The 18,488-nt window shown below is 39.6% G+C and carries 13 protein-coding genes; 5 read left to right on the top strand and 8 right to left on the bottom strand.

The window, feature by feature from the left end:
* Positions 1–2: 2 nt before the first annotated feature.
* The 3 genes from R9C00_09070 to R9C00_09060 all read right to left on the bottom strand — a co-directional run bounded on the left by R9C00_09070 (position 3) and on the right by R9C00_09060 (position 6,212).
* Positions 3–1,457 carry a carbohydrate binding domain-containing protein gene (locus R9C00_09070; protein WPO37599.1) on the bottom strand — a complete coding sequence of 485 codons (1,455 nt, stop codon included), beginning with the start codon at positions 1,455–1,457 and terminating at the stop codon, positions 3–5.
* A gap of 15 nt (positions 1,458–1,472) precedes the next feature.
* Entirely contained in the window at positions 1,473–3,086 is a 1,614-nt protein-coding gene (locus R9C00_09065) for a RagB/SusD family nutrient uptake outer membrane protein (protein WPO37598.1), read from the bottom strand.
* A gap of 84 nt (positions 3,087–3,170) precedes the next feature.
* Positions 3,171–6,212 (bottom strand): TonB-dependent receptor, encoded by a 3,042-nt coding sequence (locus R9C00_09060; GenBank protein ID WPO37597.1) that lies wholly within the window; start codon positions 6,210–6,212, stop codon positions 3,171–3,173.
* 671 nt (positions 6,213–6,883) lie between these two features.
* Here R9C00_09060 and R9C00_09055 point away from each other — a divergent pair.
* Both R9C00_09055 and R9C00_09050 read left to right on the top strand, forming a co-directional pair.
* Positions 6,884–7,252, top strand: coding sequence for a hypothetical protein (locus R9C00_09055; GenBank protein WPO37596.1), 369 nt, complete (start codon positions 6,884–6,886; stop codon positions 7,250–7,252).
* Between the two features lie 221 nt (positions 7,253–7,473).
* On the top strand, positions 7,474–9,309 hold the full coding sequence (locus R9C00_09050) for a glycoside hydrolase family 2 TIM barrel-domain containing protein (protein WPO37595.1): 1,836 nt from the start codon (positions 7,474–7,476) through the stop codon (positions 9,307–9,309).
* Between the two features lie 105 nt (positions 9,310–9,414).
* Here R9C00_09050 and R9C00_09045 read toward each other — a convergent pair whose 3' ends face one another.
* The gene (locus R9C00_09045; GenBank protein WPO37594.1) at positions 9,415–10,587 is read right to left on the bottom strand and encodes a metallophosphoesterase; all 1,173 of its coding nucleotides are present in this window, start codon (positions 10,585–10,587) and stop codon (positions 9,415–9,417) included.
* Between the two features lie 40 nt (positions 10,588–10,627).
* Here R9C00_09045 and R9C00_09040 point away from each other — a divergent pair, with 40 nt between their 5' ends.
* The 3 genes from R9C00_09040 to rpsA all read left to right on the top strand — a co-directional run bounded on the left by R9C00_09040 (position 10,628) and on the right by rpsA (position 14,419).
* Positions 10,628–11,626 (top strand): histidine kinase, encoded by a 999-nt coding sequence (locus R9C00_09040; GenBank protein WPO37593.1) that lies wholly within the window; start codon positions 10,628–10,630, stop codon positions 11,624–11,626.
* Positions 11,619–12,320: a LytTR family DNA-binding domain-containing protein gene (locus R9C00_09035; GenBank protein ID WPO37592.1), complete on the top strand. Its 702-nt coding sequence runs from the start codon at positions 11,619–11,621 to the stop codon at positions 12,318–12,320. The genes R9C00_09040 and R9C00_09035 overlap by 8 nt, the downstream gene beginning before the upstream one ends.
* Before the next feature lie 284 nt (positions 12,321–12,604).
* Complete coding sequence (rpsA, locus tag R9C00_09030) at positions 12,605–14,419, top strand: 30S ribosomal protein S1 (protein ID WPO37591.1); 1,815 nt, start codon at positions 12,605–12,607, stop codon at positions 14,417–14,419.
* A 112-nt stretch (positions 14,420–14,531) separates the two neighbouring features.
* On the opposite strand, the gene R9C00_09025 is transcribed toward rpsA, so the two are convergent.
* The 4 genes from R9C00_09025 to R9C00_09010 all read right to left on the bottom strand — a co-directional run bounded on the left by R9C00_09025 (position 14,532) and on the right by R9C00_09010 (position 18,488).
* On the bottom strand, positions 14,532–15,053 hold the full coding sequence (locus R9C00_09025) for an acyl-CoA thioesterase (protein ID WPO37590.1): 522 nt from the start codon (positions 15,051–15,053) through the stop codon (positions 14,532–14,534).
* A gap of 45 nt (positions 15,054–15,098) precedes the next feature.
* Positions 15,099–15,758, bottom strand: coding sequence for a protein-L-isoaspartate(D-aspartate) O-methyltransferase (locus R9C00_09020; GenBank protein WPO37589.1), 660 nt, complete (start codon positions 15,756–15,758; stop codon positions 15,099–15,101).
* A 162-nt stretch (positions 15,759–15,920) separates the two neighbouring features.
* Positions 15,921–17,000, bottom strand: a complete 1,080-nt coding sequence (locus tag R9C00_09015; GenBank protein WPO37588.1) for a HAMP domain-containing sensor histidine kinase — start codon at positions 16,998–17,000, stop codon at positions 15,921–15,923.
* Positions 17,001–17,885: 885 nt separating this feature from the next.
* Positions 17,886–18,488, bottom strand: a complete 603-nt coding sequence (locus R9C00_09010) for a DNA-3-methyladenine glycosylase (GenBank protein ID WPO37587.1) — start codon at positions 18,486–18,488, stop codon at positions 17,886–17,888.

The following is an 18,488-nucleotide window of genomic DNA, read 5'->3' as shown; positions in this document are numbered from 1 at the left end:
AGTTATCTAACTTCCCAAGGAACGAAGCTAACATCATCGATGTAAATTTCAGCAGACTCTCCAGCTGCCGTTGCACCAGTTTGGAAAGCGATTTTTAATGTTGTCAGGTCTCTGGCATCATCGGCAGGTATTGTAACTATATTCTCCACTTTTCTCCACTCAGTATCATTAAGACTTCCATCACCATGCCAAATTCGAGCTACTTGACTCCAAGGATCAGGAACCAATAGCCTAATATTGACTTCTTGTATTCCTCCTCTTGATACAACCTTAATCATATAGCTGATTTTATAGGTCATCCCAGCTTCAATAGATATTATAGGCTCTGACTCCCATCCCCCTAATTTACTTTCAGCATCAAGGGTTAACTTTGCGCCGAAACTTCCAGTGTTAGCCGCTCCCGCATCTACATCAAGTGTCCCTGAACCTCCATCATACCAAGGTGGCAATTTCCAGTTCGCACCACCATTTTCAAAACCGACATCAACACCAGACGTTTCGAAATAATTTGGCATCCACATTTCAGGTTGAACATCTGTAAATGCATTTGCTTTTACAAAATCTGTAGAAATAAGCCCACCTGGCGTATAAGTAACCAACAATTCATCGGTGTTGTAAATCTCTTCTGCAAGCTCAATTTCCACGATTGAAGCATCTGTAGAGCTTAATTTCACACTGCTTACTGTTGCTGGGCTTCCCGCCAAGCTAATGCTAAAGCTAGCTTCTTCTCCTACCACAGGCTGAAGCTCCCTGCTATACTGAACTTTTATCAAGTCTTCTCTGGTAACACTTATCCCTTTCAATGTTACAGGCTCAGAAGATGGAATTACGGTAATGTAATCTTTCATCGTCACTGTGTCCCTTCCATAAGGCTTATCGCGAGATGCAATAAAAGTCACATCGAACGTACCCAATTTTTTGAATGTAATCAATGGGTTTTCATCTGCCGACACCTCAGGATCTCCACCTTCAATTATCCACTCGTAGGTATCAGGATCTCCAGTACTTGCATTGGTAAACTGAATTTTAGAACCAGCTTCTACTTTAGAAAGATCAGAGTGATTGTGCGTAAACTTAGCAGTAATCGTATCCAATACCGTAACCAAAATCATCGTATCCAAAGCCACTGAGTCCACTACAAAATCAGCTTTATAATTGATTTCATACTCACCTGGCTTGATGAATTCGACGTGCACGATTTTGTTGGTTGACAACATATCGTCGTCCGAATCTATAATATCTGCTACTCCCTCTGGGAATGTCCAAGTCCTAGAAAGCACTCCTTGGCCAAGATCTGCAAAAGAGACGCTTCCATTAAGGTTCACCTTGGTAGGTGTTGACGTAATTGCCGGGTGGGCAAATTGTGTTGGTGCAATGTATTCATCTTCGCCACAACTCAGGAATAATAAAGCTCCAAGTGATGCGATCAAAAGTTTATATATTATCTTTTTCATCATTTTCATTGGTTAAAATTATTCGCCACCGTTACCTTGTAGGTTTTCGTTAGCTAAAACTTCTGAATTAGGAATTGGGAAGTACTCTTTTTCAGGGCCGTAGTTTTGAGCAGCAAGCTCAAAGTCTTTTACAACCGCCCCATTCAAATCAAAATCGATTTGTGAGATTTCTGTGAACAATGCTTTACCAATTCCCTTTCTTCTAATATCATTAAATCTGATGTTGTGACCTTCAAAAGCCAACTCAAGCGCTCTTTCTACTTTGATCAAATGAGTCATTAGGCTTTCTTTGTTAAAATCACTTGCTTCCAATGGAAGAACTGCGGATCTTTTTCTCACCATATTGATATAATCAATAGCTGTAGCAACATCACCATCTTTTTCCAATACCGCCTCAGCATACATCAAATAAACATCGGCAAGCCTGATTATCCTTTCGTTAATACCTGACCTTGTAAGGGTTTTATCTTCACTTTCCCACTCCCAGTTTTGGAATTTTCTTATGTAACCTTCTGTTTGAAGGTTGCTTGATTCCCAGTTGATTTCAGCATTTTCTTTTGTGTAATACGTCAAGTCATCCCCCTTGAAAGTAACTGAAGCAACAGCTCTCAGAGAATATGTTCTCCCTACGTTACGAGGGTCGGCTGGGTCGATAGGGTCGTCTTTGTACAATTGGATAGCCCAAAGTGTAGGAACCTGAACCCTCCATCCGCCACCAAACCCTGGAGCAATTATACGAGGCCTGGTAGTAGATTCTGAGCCATTAGGTCCGTCAACAGTGTAACCTGAAGCACCAGGCTTGGCTGCGTCTGAAAATGCAACTTCAAATATTGATTCTGAGTTAAACTCACCTTCTAGGCTAAAGTTATCGCTGATATCATCAGTAAGTTGGTAAAGATCAGGCCTATCTATCACTTCTTTAAAGTTAGCTGCAGCTTGTGCCCAGTTTTCTTCATAGAGATGAACTTTGCCTAAAAGAGCTGTGGCTGCACCCCAAGTAGCTCTGCCAGTTTGCTCAGCCGGCCATTTCTCAGGAAGCATAGCCTTTGCATTTTCAAAATCTGAAATGATAGCAGCATACACATCTTCTCTGGAAGACAAGCCCTTTTCTACATTGTCAATAGAAGGCACTTCAGTATGCAGCACAATCTCACCATCGTTGTACATAGTAGCCAACCAGAAGTTAAATAACCCTCTCAAGAAATATGCTTCTCCAAGAATTTGTTCTTTATCAACTTCTTCCATTGCTATGTCAGGCACATTAGCCAACACTTGGTTCGCTCTGAATACACCTACATACAAATCTTTCCATGCATCTCTTACAAACCCTGAGCTCTCGTTGAAAGAAAAGTCATTAAGTGCTTTTGCACCACTGTTCCAAGGGTTTGGCTTTACCATGTCGGTCATTACCATCAAACTTGTAGAAGCATTTCCGCCCATTACATTACCAAATTGCAATGCCCCATAAGCAGACATGACCCCTGCTACAGCGTGCTCTTTTGTTTTCCAAAAAGCTGCCGCTGTAAAATCATTTGGATTATTTTCTGTCAAAAATTCGGAGTCGTTACATGCTGTACTACCCAACAGCAGCGACACCAGTAAAAACAAGATATATTTAGAATTCATTTTCATCTTTCTATTAATTTGAAATTTGAATTTATCAGCATCAAGCAAGTTAGCTGCTGGTGCCGAGTTTATATTTTTGCTCGGAAAAGACTAGAAATCTAGCTGTACACCAAGTCTGTATTGTGCCGAAACAGGGTAATTAGCCCTATCAACACCTCTTAAGAATAAACCATCGTTACCCACTTCAGGATCGAAGCCCTCGTAGCCTGTGATGGTGAATGGGTTCTGAGCACTTAAATAAACCCTTAGTCTGTTGATACCAGCTTTGTTCAACATATCGGTAGGCAATGCATACCCTACTTGAATATTTCTAACCCTTAGGTACGAACCATCTTCTAGGAAATAGTCACTCAAAGACCTTGTGTTATTATGTTCGATAACTGACCTTGGAGTTGGTATGGTAGAGGTAGGGTTGTTAGGACTCCAAGCATACACTAAGTCTTGGTGTCTTTTTGTAGAATAAGCCCAAAGCTTAGGTCCGTTATAGATTTTACTTCCATATGTTCCGTATAGCTGTATCGATAAGTCAAAGTTTTTGTAGCTAGCACCTAAATTCAGACCAGCTTCCCAATCAGGCTGTCCACTCCCCATGTACACCCTATCGTCATCGGTAAGAGAACTATCTCCGTTTACATCGATGTATTTCATGTCGCCAATCCGTGCATCCGATACGATAGTTTGGTATTCGGCAAGTTCTTCTTCATTACTAATAACACCATCGGTAGGTACTAAGAAGAAAGACCCGGCAGGGTAACCTTCTTTTACGAACGTAGTAGGCTCTGATTTACCACCTCTTTCTATCAGAGGAACACCACCTGTAATTTGGTCGTCTGGGTTAGAAAGCTTGGTAACTTGGTTTCTATTTCTTGTGAATACACCAGAAATATTAAAGTTGAAATCGCCTGTGCTCTTACGGTATCCCAATGAAAGTTCCATACCTTTGTTGTACATATTGCCAACATTGAAAGGAACATTCTGACCACCGTTACCTGCCGAAGGGGCAAATACAACATTCAACAACATATTTTCTTTGTTGGTGTGATAGTAATCAAACACGAACTCCATTTTTCCACCAAAGAAATTAATATCAGTACCAATGTTACGCTGAATAGTAGTCTCCCACTTCAAATCAGGGTTACCGTAGTTGGTCTGGATAGCACCATTATAAACTGTTTGGTCTGAATACCCCAAGACGTAGTCAATATTGTTTTCAACAAACACATCGTACCTGTAATCGCCAATCCTCTGGTTGCCCGCAGTACCGTAACTTGCTCTGATTTTGAACATGTCAATGTAGCTGCTAAGCGAGTTTTGGAAGAAAGATTCCTCAGAAACAACCCACCCTACCGATACAGAAGGGAAATCAGCATAGCGGTTATTTGAACCAAACCTTGAAGAACCATCATGCCTGTAGACCAAGTTGATTAGGTATTTTGAACGGTAGTTGTACATCAACCTACCAAACAAACCTGTAATAGTAGTGGTTGAATTGTTACCATCTGCACTTTTCACTTCGGCACCACCACCCAATACTTGAATATCGTTACTCAAAAACTTATTTTTAGAAGCTTCGAACCAATTGTACTGGGATTCTTCTCTAGAAGTACCAACCAAAGCTGTTATAGTGTGGTTGCCAAACTTCTTTTTGTATGTAGCAGTTGCTTCTGCAATCCACTTCTGAAAATATGTTTGCCTATTTTTTAATGTTGCAAACTCAGTTCCCCCATTCAAAGGGTCTCCATTCAAATCTACTAGCAAGAACTGCGGATCGTGCTGCTTTATGAAAGTGTTAGAAATACTTCCTCCTACCCTACCCATTACAGTCAAACCTTCAATAGGCTCGTATTTCAAATCAATATTACCATTGAAACCGTTACCTTTTTCGTTGTTAGTACTACGCAGCTTACGCTCCATATTACCTAGGTTATCTGGGTTAGACCCTTCTATTTCAAGCACATCGCTATCACCTAGACCTTGTTGGTAAGGAGGGAGCTTAATAGCTGTTTCATAAATACCCCAAGGCGCATTGTCTTTATCTGTAATAGTGATACCCATGTTTGTATTCATGGAGAACCTATTCTTTTTGAACCTTGTATTACCCCTTAAGCTTAACCTATCAAACTTAGAGTTCACTACCGAACCAGCTTGGTTGAAATAATCGGCAGTTACGTTATACGTCAAATCATCTTTACCACCCGAAACACCAAGGTTGTAGTTTTGGATTGGAGCATTGTCCACAGTAAGATCTCCTACCCAATCAGTATCATAGTACAGGCCATTAGGGTTTTGATCTAGTGGATTCCAAGTATTTGTCTCCCCTTTTGAAATCTGCTCTAGATAAGTAATAAAAAGAGCATCGGTAGTATTGGCCAGAGGCAATGAAGAAGTAATATTCTGAACACCATAATAAGCATTCATATTCACTTTCATAGTACCTGCCTTACCTTGTTTGGTAGTGATCAAGATCACACCGTTAGAAGCTCTTGTACCATAAATTGAAGCAGAAGCAGCATCTTTCAATACATCTACCGATTCAATTTCATTAGAACTCAAGTTAGGCATACCGTCTAGTGGCACGCCATCTACTACATAAAGTGGGCTTGAGCCACCAGCAGAAAGCGAGCCCAATCCCCTAATTTGGATATTAGCCTCAGCACCTGGCTGTCCAGAGCTAGCCTGTACGTTCACACCAGCCATCTGTCCTTGGAGCGCATCCACAAAGGCTGCAGAAGCATATTTTTGCATTTCCTCGCCTTTCAAATTGGCAACGGCACCGGTCAGCTCCTTTTTCTTCTGTGTGCCATAACCAATTACCACTACCTCTTCTAATGCCTGAATATCAAGTTGTAAAGTAATATTCAACATAGTTTGACTACCAACAGGAATCTCTTGGGTTTCATAACCTATGTAACTAATAACTAATACATCTGATGAAGAAGCTTCTAGCGAGAAATTGCCGTCTATATCGGTAGTAGCACCTTTGCTAGTACCTTTTATAATTATAGCCGCCCCTGGGAGAGGCTCACTATTGTCTGATGAAATAATCTTTCCTTTTACTATACCGCCCTGGGCAAAAGCCGAAGCTGGCAATAGGAAGAAGAACACCAATAGAAAATGGTATAGTCTTTTCATTTTTCTTTCTGATTTACTAATGACTTTATTCTTAAAATATGGGACGACCATCCCATTCAAACACCCTTGAGATTTGATAAAAATCCCACTGAACAAAACTGATGATCTAGTTAGTAAAATTGTCGACAGGTACTAATTCGATGAATTGAAGATATGGCTTTCTATACAACTAATGCTAATAATTACGGCAGTAATTCTGTGCAAAGGTTTTCACAATAAGTTCATAAGCCACACACAGACTATAATTGTACTTTTTAAGTATAACTACTATATTTTTAAACAAACCTTTTTTTGAATTAAATAGAACCAAATGCGGTTTTTTCAAACTTTCATAAAAAATAAAGGGGTGTTTTATCTTAAATAAACAGGGGTGTTTTTTTATTACCAAAACAATATAAATTGTACTTATCAAGTATACCAAACTTAGTAAAACGTTTTAAATATTGGATTGAATTAATTTACTCTTAAATTTTAACCATAAAAAACACACCTATTTAACCTCGTGAAGAAATTATAAAACCATGCTTATATTAAAGCTCAAACAATTTAGCTTCAATCGATGTGTTAATGAATTAAAAAGCACTCCAATTTTATGAACCATTCAAAAAAAGCTTCGGTTAGCTAGTCGAATCACACAACACAATTGTATCTCAACTTTTAATTGAAATAACATGAAAAAAATATTTCTCCTGACAATTAGTATACTTATTTCTTACACTGCATTTAGCCAAAACACTCCTAGCTCAAACTGTCAAATAAACATCAAAGTACTAAATGACAGGTATATGCAGGCAACAGCCCATACTTCTGAAGAAGACCTAAAAAAAGTAAAAGTGATTTTTGACGAAGATTTGGTTTCGGTTTACGTGCCACAAGCCAAAGGCTCCATCCTTCTTAATATCGAAAACTCAAATTGCGAAGCATATTGCTCAAAAGTGAAAAGAGTAAGGCAGCTCAACAAAGGAGATGAAAAACTCTTGAGAAACCTTATAGACAGGGAAATGCTCAGTATAGTAAGCCAAGCCAAAGCCTGTAAATAAATAAGTATCGGAATACCAAGAAGCCCAGTATTTATAATAGCTGACCCCGTGTGGAAATCATGATATTTCTACACGGGACCTGTACATCTAAACAAACATTTTTTATACTTCTTCTTTATCTATCCCCTCCGTCCTTTTTAAAGAAGAGATTTCTTTTCTATCTTACCTTTTCACCCGCTTGTTTTTACCAACTCCCTTTCTCTCACCTCAAAAACCTTAACATGAGCGTCACAAAACCCTACAAACCCTTTTTACTTCTTCTTTTAGCTCTTAGCCTCCACCAACTCCTATTGGCCCAAACGGAATGGAAACCAGTAGAAGGAAAAATCATGAGTGAATGGGCTGGGAAGCTAAATTCTGAGATGCCACTCAACGTTTATCCCCGCCCACAAATGACCCGTGAAAACTGGACAAATCTCAACGGTCTGTGGAACTATGCTGTAGTTCCTGTTGGAGGGTTTGAACCCGATAATTTCGATGGAAAAATCTTAGTTCCCTACCCTATTGAATCTGCTCTTTCGGGTGTAGGGAAAACGGTAGGGAAAGGAAACAACCTTTGGTACAAAACCAGTATTAAGGTTCCTAAAAAAAAGAAAAAAGAACGCTTGCTACTGCATTTTGGTGCGGTTGACTGGGAAGTTGAAGTTTATGTAAATGGGCTTTCTCTCGGTAAGCACCGAGGTGGATACGCCCCGTTTAGTTTTGATATAACTGATAAACTTATTGGTGGTAAAAAGCAGGACCTCGTATTGAAAGTATGGGATCCGACCGACGATGGCGCCAACCCAAGAGGCAAGCAGGTAAACAATCCGAAAGGTATTTGGTACACTTCGGTTACAGGAATTTGGCAAACTGTTTGGTTAGAGGTCGTTCCCAGCACGTACATTTCATCCGTAAACACCCTGCCTAATATAGATGAGAAAACCATAACCATCAACGCAGTGGTGGAGAATGCTCAAGACGGTGACAAAGTAAAGATTAAAACCATAAATGAAAGGCAAGTGGTTGCGGAGGCGGAAGTAGACGCAGGAAAAGAAGCAATATTGACTTTGGAAGACATGAAGCTTTGGTCACCTGATACCCCTTTTTTGTACGATTTGGAAGTTTCCCTACTGCAAAAAGGGAAGGTGAAAGATGTGGTAAAAAGCTACTTTGGTATGCGCAAAATCTCGATGGCTGCGGACAAGGATGGCGTGCAACGACTGATGTTCAACAACGAATTCCTCTTCCAGTTCGGAACACTGGACCAGGGCTGGTGGCCCGACGGCCTCTACACCGCCCCTACCGATGAAGCACTTAAGTTCGACATCGCAAAAACCAAGGAAATGGGTTTCAACATGATAAGGAAGCATGTAAAAGTAGAGCCTGCCCGCTGGTACTACCACTGCGATAAGATGGGGATGCTTGTTTGGCAAGATATGCCCAACGGAGGCGAATCCCCGAGGTGGCTAGGCAATCCTTCATTTGAAGGAAGGGACAAGGAACGTTCACCCGAATCGGAAGAAATTTATCGCACTGAGTGGAAAGAAATTATAAGCGATTTTGGCTTCTTCCCTAGCATTGTCGTTTGGGTGCCGTTCAACGAAGCATGGGGACAGTTCAAAACCGTGGAAATTACCGAATGGACCAAGAAGCTTGACCCTAGCAGGCTGGTAAACAGTGCCAGTGGCGGCAATTATTTTTTGGTAGGCGACATTATGGACAAGCACAATTACCCTGACCCGCTAATGCCTCGAGCCGATATTTTTGGAAAAGACCAAGCCATAGTTATGGGGGAATACGGCGGACTCGGCTTGCCTGTAACAGGTCACCTTTGGCAGGAAAAAGACAACTGGGGCTACCGCAGTTTCAAAAGTGCCGAAGCACTCACCGAACGCTACGCAGAATATGTACTAGAACTAAAAAGACTAATTAGCAAAGGACTTTCTGGGGCTATTTACACCCAAACTACCGATGTAGAAGTGGAAATAAATGGCTTGATGACCTATGATAGGAAAGTCATAAAAATCGAACCCGCCAAACTAAAGAAAATCAATGCTGTTTTGTGGGAGGAGTAAGGTGATGATTTCTTGAAACCCACCTTTTTTATAACCTACAAACCTTTCTTGTTTTCACTAAGAAGGGCTTGTAGGTCATTTTGGCTTGTTTAACCAAGGAAAGGTTTATAACTCTTCTTTCCCCCCATCATCAAAAACTCGATAATACAAACCATTTTCTATGAGCAAACCTTCAGACTTTTGGCTTGGCCATTCTTTGTGGTAATCTTTGGAATGCTTCACATCAATCCCAATTACTTTTCCCTCATAATGACTCTTTACTTTTGACTGGAGCGTATGTCCAACTATTACAGCCTTTGCGCCGAACTTCTCCAAAGGTTTCTCCACTTCTTCCTGTGTCAAGCCATCTTTGAAATAGCCTCGGTACCAGCAAATCCCCGTTTTTGACGATAATAATATTTCTGTCTCGCTTTTGTCAGGCTTCGGGTAAGGGGATGTATAATAACTACTTCTCAAGAAATTATTGACCTCCTCTAGAGACATGTCGAGATTGGCAACACCTGGATGCAAACCTCCATGCATAAATAGGTTCCCATTGATACGTTCAATCACATTTTTGCTTGCCAACCAATTCCCTAACACCGAAGCTGAATCATACAAATTCGCTTGCGCCTTCCCCAACATACCTGCCACAAAAGTGTATTTAAGTGCCGAAGCTTGATAATCGCCATACATGTTTTTCAGTTCATGGTTGCCAATAATGAAATGCACCATCCCCCCATGTGACTTAGCTTCTTGCTCCAATTTATAAATAAACCAAAGCACTTGTGTAGTTGAAAAACCTCTATCGACAAAATCGCCAACCAACACTAAATGCCCTTTCCCAAATATCCAATTTAGCTTTTGATCTATCACCTTATTTCCAATCAGAAAATCTCGGAATGTTTTATACCCACTTTCAATGTCAGAGATGGCTAATACTTTGTTGTTGTCAGTATAAACAGCTTGAGGTATTTCAAAGCTGGTATGAATAGCAAAGTCAAAATGGGTAGAATCTAAAGGGAAAAAGCAATGAGCAGGAATTGGTTCAGAAGTGGTGTACTCCATCTTAGTCAAATAGAAACCCTCGTCTTTATTACCTTTTATATAATTGACGCTTAACGTACTATCATTTTTATAGAAAACATACGGTCCCTCACCATCAAATACCAAACGCAAAGGATTATGCCCATAGCTGGCTCTTGCTCCGTGGTAAAGCCCAATTGGAACAACAATACTAGCAAGAATGACGAAGGTGACAACTATATGTTTTACATAGCGGAAAACTCTTTTTTTCATCTTTATTTATTTTTAATTGATGTTTTTTTGATCAAAACAAATGTCCATCAAAGAAGGGTGGGATGTAAATTTTAGTGATGAGCAGAGATGGTACAGTGACACAACTACCTACAGTGCATTGGAAGTTATTTCATCACCTTTGGAAGGGTTTATGAACCTCAACAGAAGTCGTTCATCACTTTTTATAGCAGCCTCCTATTTAAAAAGATTACCTTTCAGAATGATTTCTACTTTACAAAAAAACAACTGGTTACTAGCCAAAAGTTTCGTCTTCATTTCAATTGCTATTCCCTTAGGGCTAACCGCCTACGAAGCAATTATACTCGGAAATGAATCCGTCGTATTTCTAGCAGATTATCCATCAGCGGTCGGAATTATAGTTGTGATCTATTACGCCCTTCTTCTGGTAGCAGGAATCATCTGGATTATCATGCAGTTACAGTCTTTCATGAGGCTGAAAAATGAGAACACAAAAAATGAGTTGCTGCACCTGCAAAGTCAAGTAAACCCACATTTCTTTTTTAACATGCTTAACAATTTATACGGCATGGTTGATAAAGATACCGAACGATCAAAAGCGCTCATTTTAAAGCTGTCTGACTTAATGCGCTATAGTATCTATGAAGGTGAAAAGAAACTTGTGCCCCTAGAAGAGGAAATAGCCTACCTGAAAAACTATATTGAATTACATAAAATGCGCTATCACAAAAACATTGATATACAATTCAATACTAATATAAATGATGATGCCAAAATAATGCCCCTGATATTCATTATCCTTTTGGAGAACGCTTTCAAACATGGAGTTGAAAACTTGCGTGAAAATGCCTTTATTTCCATTAAGTTGCAGGAAAAAAATGGGACTGTTGATTTTGAAATAGAAAACAACTTTGAAGCAAACGAGCTTGCCGAGGAAAAAGGGATTGGATTAAAAAACTTAAAACGCAGGCTAGAGTTAGCTTACCCTAAAAAACATACCCTTATATTTACTACTAACAAATCGGTTTTTAAGGCTCAATTGCAACTGCGAAATGGTTAGGTATCTTATCATAGACGATGAGCACATGGCTCATGAGATAATCAAAGGGTATTGTGATATGCTACCCAACATGAAGTTAATGAAGCACTGTTACGATGCTTTTGAAGCCTTGGATTATTTAAGGGAAAACACAGTAGATTTACTGTTTTTAGATTTGAACATGCCAAAACTCAAGGGGTTTGATTTTTTGAAAACATTACCCAACAAACCCAAAGTAATAGTCACTACCGCTTACAAAGAATATGCACTGGAAGGTTATGAGTTAGAAATCACCGATTACCTGTTGAAGCCTTTTAGTTTTGAGCGGTTTTTAAAAGCCGTCAACAAAGCTGTTCAGGTAAACGACACTACGCAATCAACTACCCAACATATAGAAAATAGCAATTCTGACCATGTCTTTCTTTATAGCGATAAAAAACATGTTCAGGTAAAGTTAGATGACATCCTTTATATAGAAGCGGCAGGAAATTATGCTAAGGTGGTTTTAAAAGATAATTCCATCGTGGTAAGAGAGAAAATTTCAGATATATCTAAGAAACTCGCCCCAGAGTGTTTTATAAGGGTTCATAAATCTTTTTTTGTCGCAAAAAAACACATAAGCAGTATCGAGGGCAGCAGAATATTGATAGCTGCTTATACCATTCCAATAGGAAAGCTCTATAAAACTAATGTCCTTGAGTTATTAAAAAGATAATACTTCCTTCAATTTCTTAAAACAAATGCGAAAGCTGGGCGAAAAAGAGCTTATTTTGAGGTTTTAAAACTAAACACGATGATAACCCCCTCCATTCTGGAATTATTTTCCCAAAACAGCCAAAATATTTGCATAGCTAATTGACTAGCATTGAGGATATTCTTACCTTTGCACACCTTTTCATTAAAGGTATTTAACTATTTAATAATCAATCAATTTCATTTTTAACTAATCTCTGGTCAGATGGCACTACGATCGGGGCGTAATAAGTGCTTCATATTTATATGTCAGAAGAATTAAAATCACAAAGCAGCGAGCAGGATTTCAATTGGGATGATCTAGACCCAAAAGGCTTCGGAGCCGACTATTCGCAAGAGGAAAAAGACAGGATGTTGGCAATGTATGACAATACATTGACCGAGATCAGTGAAAAAGAGGTGATCGAGGGCACTGTTGTAAGTGTAACCGATCGTGAGGTGGTATTGAACATCGGTTTCAAATCGGATGGATTGGTTTCTCGTAACGAATTCAGGGACGTTGAGGACTTGAACATCGGCGATACTTTTGAAGTATACATCGAAGACCAAGAGGATGCCAACGGACAACTCGTTCTTTCTAGAAGAAAGGCGAAAATAGTTAGAGCTTGGGAGAATATCCAGTCAGCTTTCGAAAATGACGAGGTAATTGAAGGTGTAGTTAAGAGAAGAACCAAAGGTGGTTTGATCGTAGATATCTTCAGCATCGAGTCATTCTTACCAGGTTCACAAATTGATGTGAAGCCTATCCGTGACTTCGACGTATTCGTAGGCAAGAAAATGGAGTTGAAAGTAGTAAAAATCAACTATGCCAACGACAACGTAGTAGTTTCACACAAAGTACTTATCGAGAAAGATCTCGAAAAGCAAAAAGCAGAAATCTTGAACAACCTCGAAAGAGGGCAAGTATTGGAAGGTGTGATCAAGAACATGACCAATTTCGGTGTATTCATCGACCTTGGTGGTGTAGATGGTCTACTTCACATTACAGATATTTCTTGGGGTCGTATCAGCCACCCAGAAGAGTTGCTTAACCTTGACCAAACAGTGAAAGTCGTAGTTCTTGACTTTGACGATGACAAGAAACGTATCTCTTTGGGTATGAAGCAATTGACGCCTCACCCATGGGATTCTTTGGATACAGCTATCGATGTTGGAACGAAAGTTTCTGGACGTATCGTAAATGTAGCTGATTACGGAGCATTCTTGGAAATCGTTCCTGGTGTGGAAGGTCTTATCCACGTTTCAGAAATGTCTTGGTCGCAGCACTTGCGTAACCCACAAGACTTCTTGAAAGTGAGCGATAACGTTGATGCGGTAGTTCTTACTATCGACCGTGACAACAGAAAAATGTCATTAGGCATCAAGCAATTGACTGAAGATCCTTGGACTCGTTCAGATCTGTTGGTTAAATACGCTGTAGGCACTCAGCACAAAGGTATCGTAAGGAACTTGACCAACTTCGGTCTGTTCTTGGAGCTTGAAGAAGGTATCGACGGATTAGTTCACGTTTCTGACTTGAGCTGGACTAAGAAAATCAAACACCCTTCTGAGTTTATCAAGGTAAGCGAAGAGTTGGAAGTTGTAGTATTAGAGCTTGATGTAGACCAAAAACGTCTTGCTTTGGGTCACAAACAACTTGAAGAGAACCCTTGGAATGCATTTGAAGATGTATTTACTCAAGGCTCAACTCACAAGTGTACTGTTCTTTCTAAAAATGACAAAGGCGTGGTACTTGAGTTACCTTATGGTATCGAAGGATTCTGCACCAATAAAAACATTAAGAAAGAAGACGGTTCTATTCCTGAAATAGGAGAAGCAATCGAGTGCAAAGTACTTGAGTTCTCTAAAGATGACAAGCGTATCGTATTATCTCACCTACATACTTACAAAGAAGAAGCACCAACTAGCAAGCCACAAGCTAAGAAAGCTGGTGGAGCTAAAGGTTCTGGTAAGACAGTAGACAAAGTGAACAAAGAAAACGATTCTAAAGCTACTTTTGGTGACTTGGACGTTCTTTCACAATTGAAAGAGGACATGAGCAAAAAGAAAGGTGACGAGTAATTCGTAACCTAAGCTTATAACATACGAAAGCCCCACTCAATTGAGTGGGGCTTTTATTTTACTCGTTTTCTAAAAAGCTAGTCCTTCTAGTTATCATATTTCTTTCTTCAACCTACGGTTTCACAAAAAGAGCTTTCAACTCTGGAGCCTCAGTAGGCTTTAACCTTCCCGCCATAATCAAGCGCAACTGACGCCTTTGAAGAGCATCTTCGTAAAACTTCTTCTCTTCCTCCGTTTCTGGTTTTATAGCAGGTACTTCAACGGGCCTACCCTCAGAATTCACTGCCACGAAGGTGAAAAATGCATGGTTGGTAAAAGTTTTATGACCCTTCGGGATATTCTCCGAAACCACTTTAATATACACTTCCATCGACGTTTTAAAAGCACGGGTAACTTTCGATTCAAACGAAACTATATTCCCCATGGGAATGGCATGATCAAAGGACACATTATCTACCGATGCAGTTACCACTACGCTATTGGAATGCCTTTGTGCCGAAATTGCCGCTGCAATGTCCATATGATGCATAAGCCTCCCTCCCATCAAATTATTAAGTGGGTTCGTGTCATTGGGCATTACCATTTCCATCATGTTCACCAATGACTCCAAAGGTGTTTTTACTATTTTGCTCATTTTATTTTTTTCAGTTAGTCTCTTTCTTAACTTGTTATAGATCAATTATTGCCAGCCCTGCTTCCCTCTAAGCTTTACAAAGCTAAAGTCCCCATACTCTTCTTTCTTTATTTTACCCTCTTCCACCTTGGTGATCTTCAACATTTTCTGGATTTGCCGATCTCCCACAGGGATTACCAATACTCCACCAACCGCCAATTGCTCAACTAATGCCTTGGGTACCATGGGTGCACCCGCAGTCACCAAAATCTTGTCGAATGGGGCATAAAGCGGCAAGCCTTTCGAGCCATCTCCACAAGTAATATGGGAAGAATATCCCAGTCTGTCCAGCATTTTTCGAGCTTTCGAATATAGCTTGCGGTTATATTCGATGGTGAACAACTGGCAACCCATCTCAGCAAGAATACACGCTTGAAACCCTGAACCAGTTCCTATCTCCAGAACCTTATCCGATTTTTTTATGTCCAAAAGGCTAGTTTGCACTGCAACGGTGTAGGGTTGAGAAATGGTTTGCCCCTCACCTATTCCAAAGGCTTTGTCCTCATAGGCATGATTCTCAAATGCCGAATCGAGAAAAAAATGACGGGGTACTTCCATAAACGCATTCAGAATATGCTCGTCATAAATTCCTTTTTTTCTCAAGTTATTTACCAACGAATTCCTCAGCCCCTTGTGTTTATAATTATCTTCCAACAATATGCCCATCTGATTATCGGTTAATTGATCCTCGTAATCACACTCTTATGCCTAACTTGCACAATATACAGTTGCAAATGAGTGATAAATATGCACTAAGTTAGGAAAAAAAAGCGGCTAGAATGAAGGAATAGAAAGGCTTACTGGGCTATAAATGAAAATGATGTTGTTCTAGTTTTCGGCTAGTACCTTTTGGCTTTTTTTGAACCTAATATCAAACTTGGTGAACTCGTTCAGCTTACTGCTGACAGTAGCCGAACCTCCCATTGATTCTGCTTGCGCTTTTACTAAATACAAACCAAGCCCCTTGCCATCGGTGTGGGTATGGAAGCGCTGAAACATTCCAAATACTTTCTCTCTATATAATTCTAAATCAATCCCTAATCCATTATCCCAAACCGAAAGGTAATAATTGTGTTCATCTTCCAAAACTGTAACCTCTACTTTGGGTTCACGGCAATTAGAGCGGTATTTAATAGCATTGCTGATTAGGTGGCTCAATATACTATCAAACTTTAATTTGTTAGTAAAGAGAGTTCCATTGATAGTTTTGTCATTTAATTTTATGTCAAGCCCCTCTACCTCCTCTCCTTCGGTTAGTTTCATAACCAGTTCATCAAACTTTTTTGCCAACCCAAACCTGCTATACTTTTGATTCAACTCTGACCGAAGGTTCAATATCTCATGAAATAATTCATCCATAGAAGTACAGGAGCGTTCAATATACTCAACTAGCTCACTATTTTCAGAAGACATATCATTCCTATCGAAGAGATTTATTAGTCCCGATATAGTAGCTACAGGGGACTTTAATTTATGAGAAACAGTAAATGAAAACTCTGACAATTCATTGTTCTGGAGTGTAAGTTGTTCATTAACACTTTTCAAGTGAGAAGTTTTTTCTTCAACCATTTCTTCCAACATCTTATTTTGCTCCTCAATAATATGGTTCGCTTCAATCAAGTTCTCATTACTCAAAGCCAGTTCTTCAGACTGTATCATAACCTCCGTATTTACCTGCGCTAAGTCCCTATTTTGATTATCCACTTTTTTCTGATATCTATCTGATACGGAGCGAAGGCTATAAACAAACCCGAGTAAAAAAAAATAGGATATAACTATAACAATCTCAAAAACTATTGCATCTTTATTCATAATGCCAAAATCACTTAGCCCCACACCAAAATATTCATGAATATACTCTCCAAAAGCCAGTACTATAAAGCTTGGTAGTAGGTTTATAAAGATCATTTTTTTTTGCCTCGAATTGAAGATCAGGAAAGGAAATACACTACACGAAATGGCTAAAAACCTGTAGTGGAAAAAAGACATAAGAGTTACATTTTGAGGAAATAGTGTTTTATGCAGAATAGTAACAACAATAATGAATAATATAGGACTCCAAATAATTACAATTTTGGCAAGAAAGTACCGTCCAAAATAGTTAATCAAAGGAATTGCTAAAAAAAAGATGCCTGCTCCTAATATTAATAAACGAGTAGTATTCCAACCCCTCCCAGGCAGGAATACAAAAAAGACTATTAAAAAAAGAAAAGTAGCACAAGCAGTAAGAATTGAAACCCTGTTTATCAGGATAACATTCCCCTCTTCTTCCTTATCCCCCAACCTTCCCAAGCCTATTTCAGCTATTTTGTACCAAATTCTCTTTAGCATTTATGGTTATTAACTTAAGGTGTACCAAATGAAAACTACACTTAAATGAAACGAGAATCTATCTATAAGCTTGTAGAATGAAGTAAAAACCCAATTATTATACCCCTGCTATGCCTCACTAGCTATTAATAATAGTTTGACATAAGCGAAATCATAAATATTTGCCTTTAATATCTTCACAAGGTACAAGCCAAGCTCCTTAGCATGGAAACGTTAGTAAACCCCGAAAACTCCATCGCCATAAGTATCTAGATCAATACCCAACCCATTATCCCAACAGCTGATCAAATAGCTTGAATCCTCTTCTTTACCGTTAGTTCAACCTTGCCAGTTCTCTGTGGAGAATCATATTTTACAGCATTAGAGAGCAAAGGCCAAATATACTCCCGAATTTGTTTTGATAGGTATGAATACTTCCTTCTGAAGTCAAATCATAAAATACGATATCAACTCTATCTGTGCTCACTTTGCTTTACTACACCAAGGATTTTTATTTATTCTAAACCTCCATGGTAAAAAAGCATCTTCGCCAGCATAAGCCACACCCACCCTAGCGCTCGCCAATATCTCATGGTCGCTATACATTCCCCCCTGATCTTCTAGCCAGATTGTTTCCCCAAAAACAGGCAGTCCCGTGTGTTTTGTAGCAAACCCCAAAGCTTTCCCCAGGGCACCTGGTCCTGCTGTTAGCCGATATTCTACCTCTTTCATCTGCCTTCTCCGCAGCATCTCTTCTAACCCCAACGTAGGTTCTATCGCCCTAATCAGAACTGCATCAGCACGGTTTTCCTTATTGGTAACAATATTAAAAAGAGAATGGATGCCATAACACAAATAGACATACGCCCTACCCCCTTCTTGAAACATCACCTCGGTGCGAGGTGTACGTTTTCCTCCAAAAGCATGGCAAGCCCGATCGGTTTCCCCACAATACGCTTCCGTTTCTACAATTACCCCTCCAGTAACTATTCCATCAAAACTTGAATAAAGCTCCTTCCCCAATAGGTTTTTGGCGATAGCCACCACATCATTCCCCTCAAAAAATTGCTGACCAATCTTCGTCAT

Source organism: Flammeovirgaceae bacterium SG7u.111, from assembly GCA_034044135.1.
Classification (GTDB): Bacteria; Bacteroidota; Bacteroidia; order Cytophagales; family Flammeovirgaceae.
Note: the sequence above shows the minus strand (reverse complement) of the source record. Positions and strands in the feature narration are given on the sequence as shown.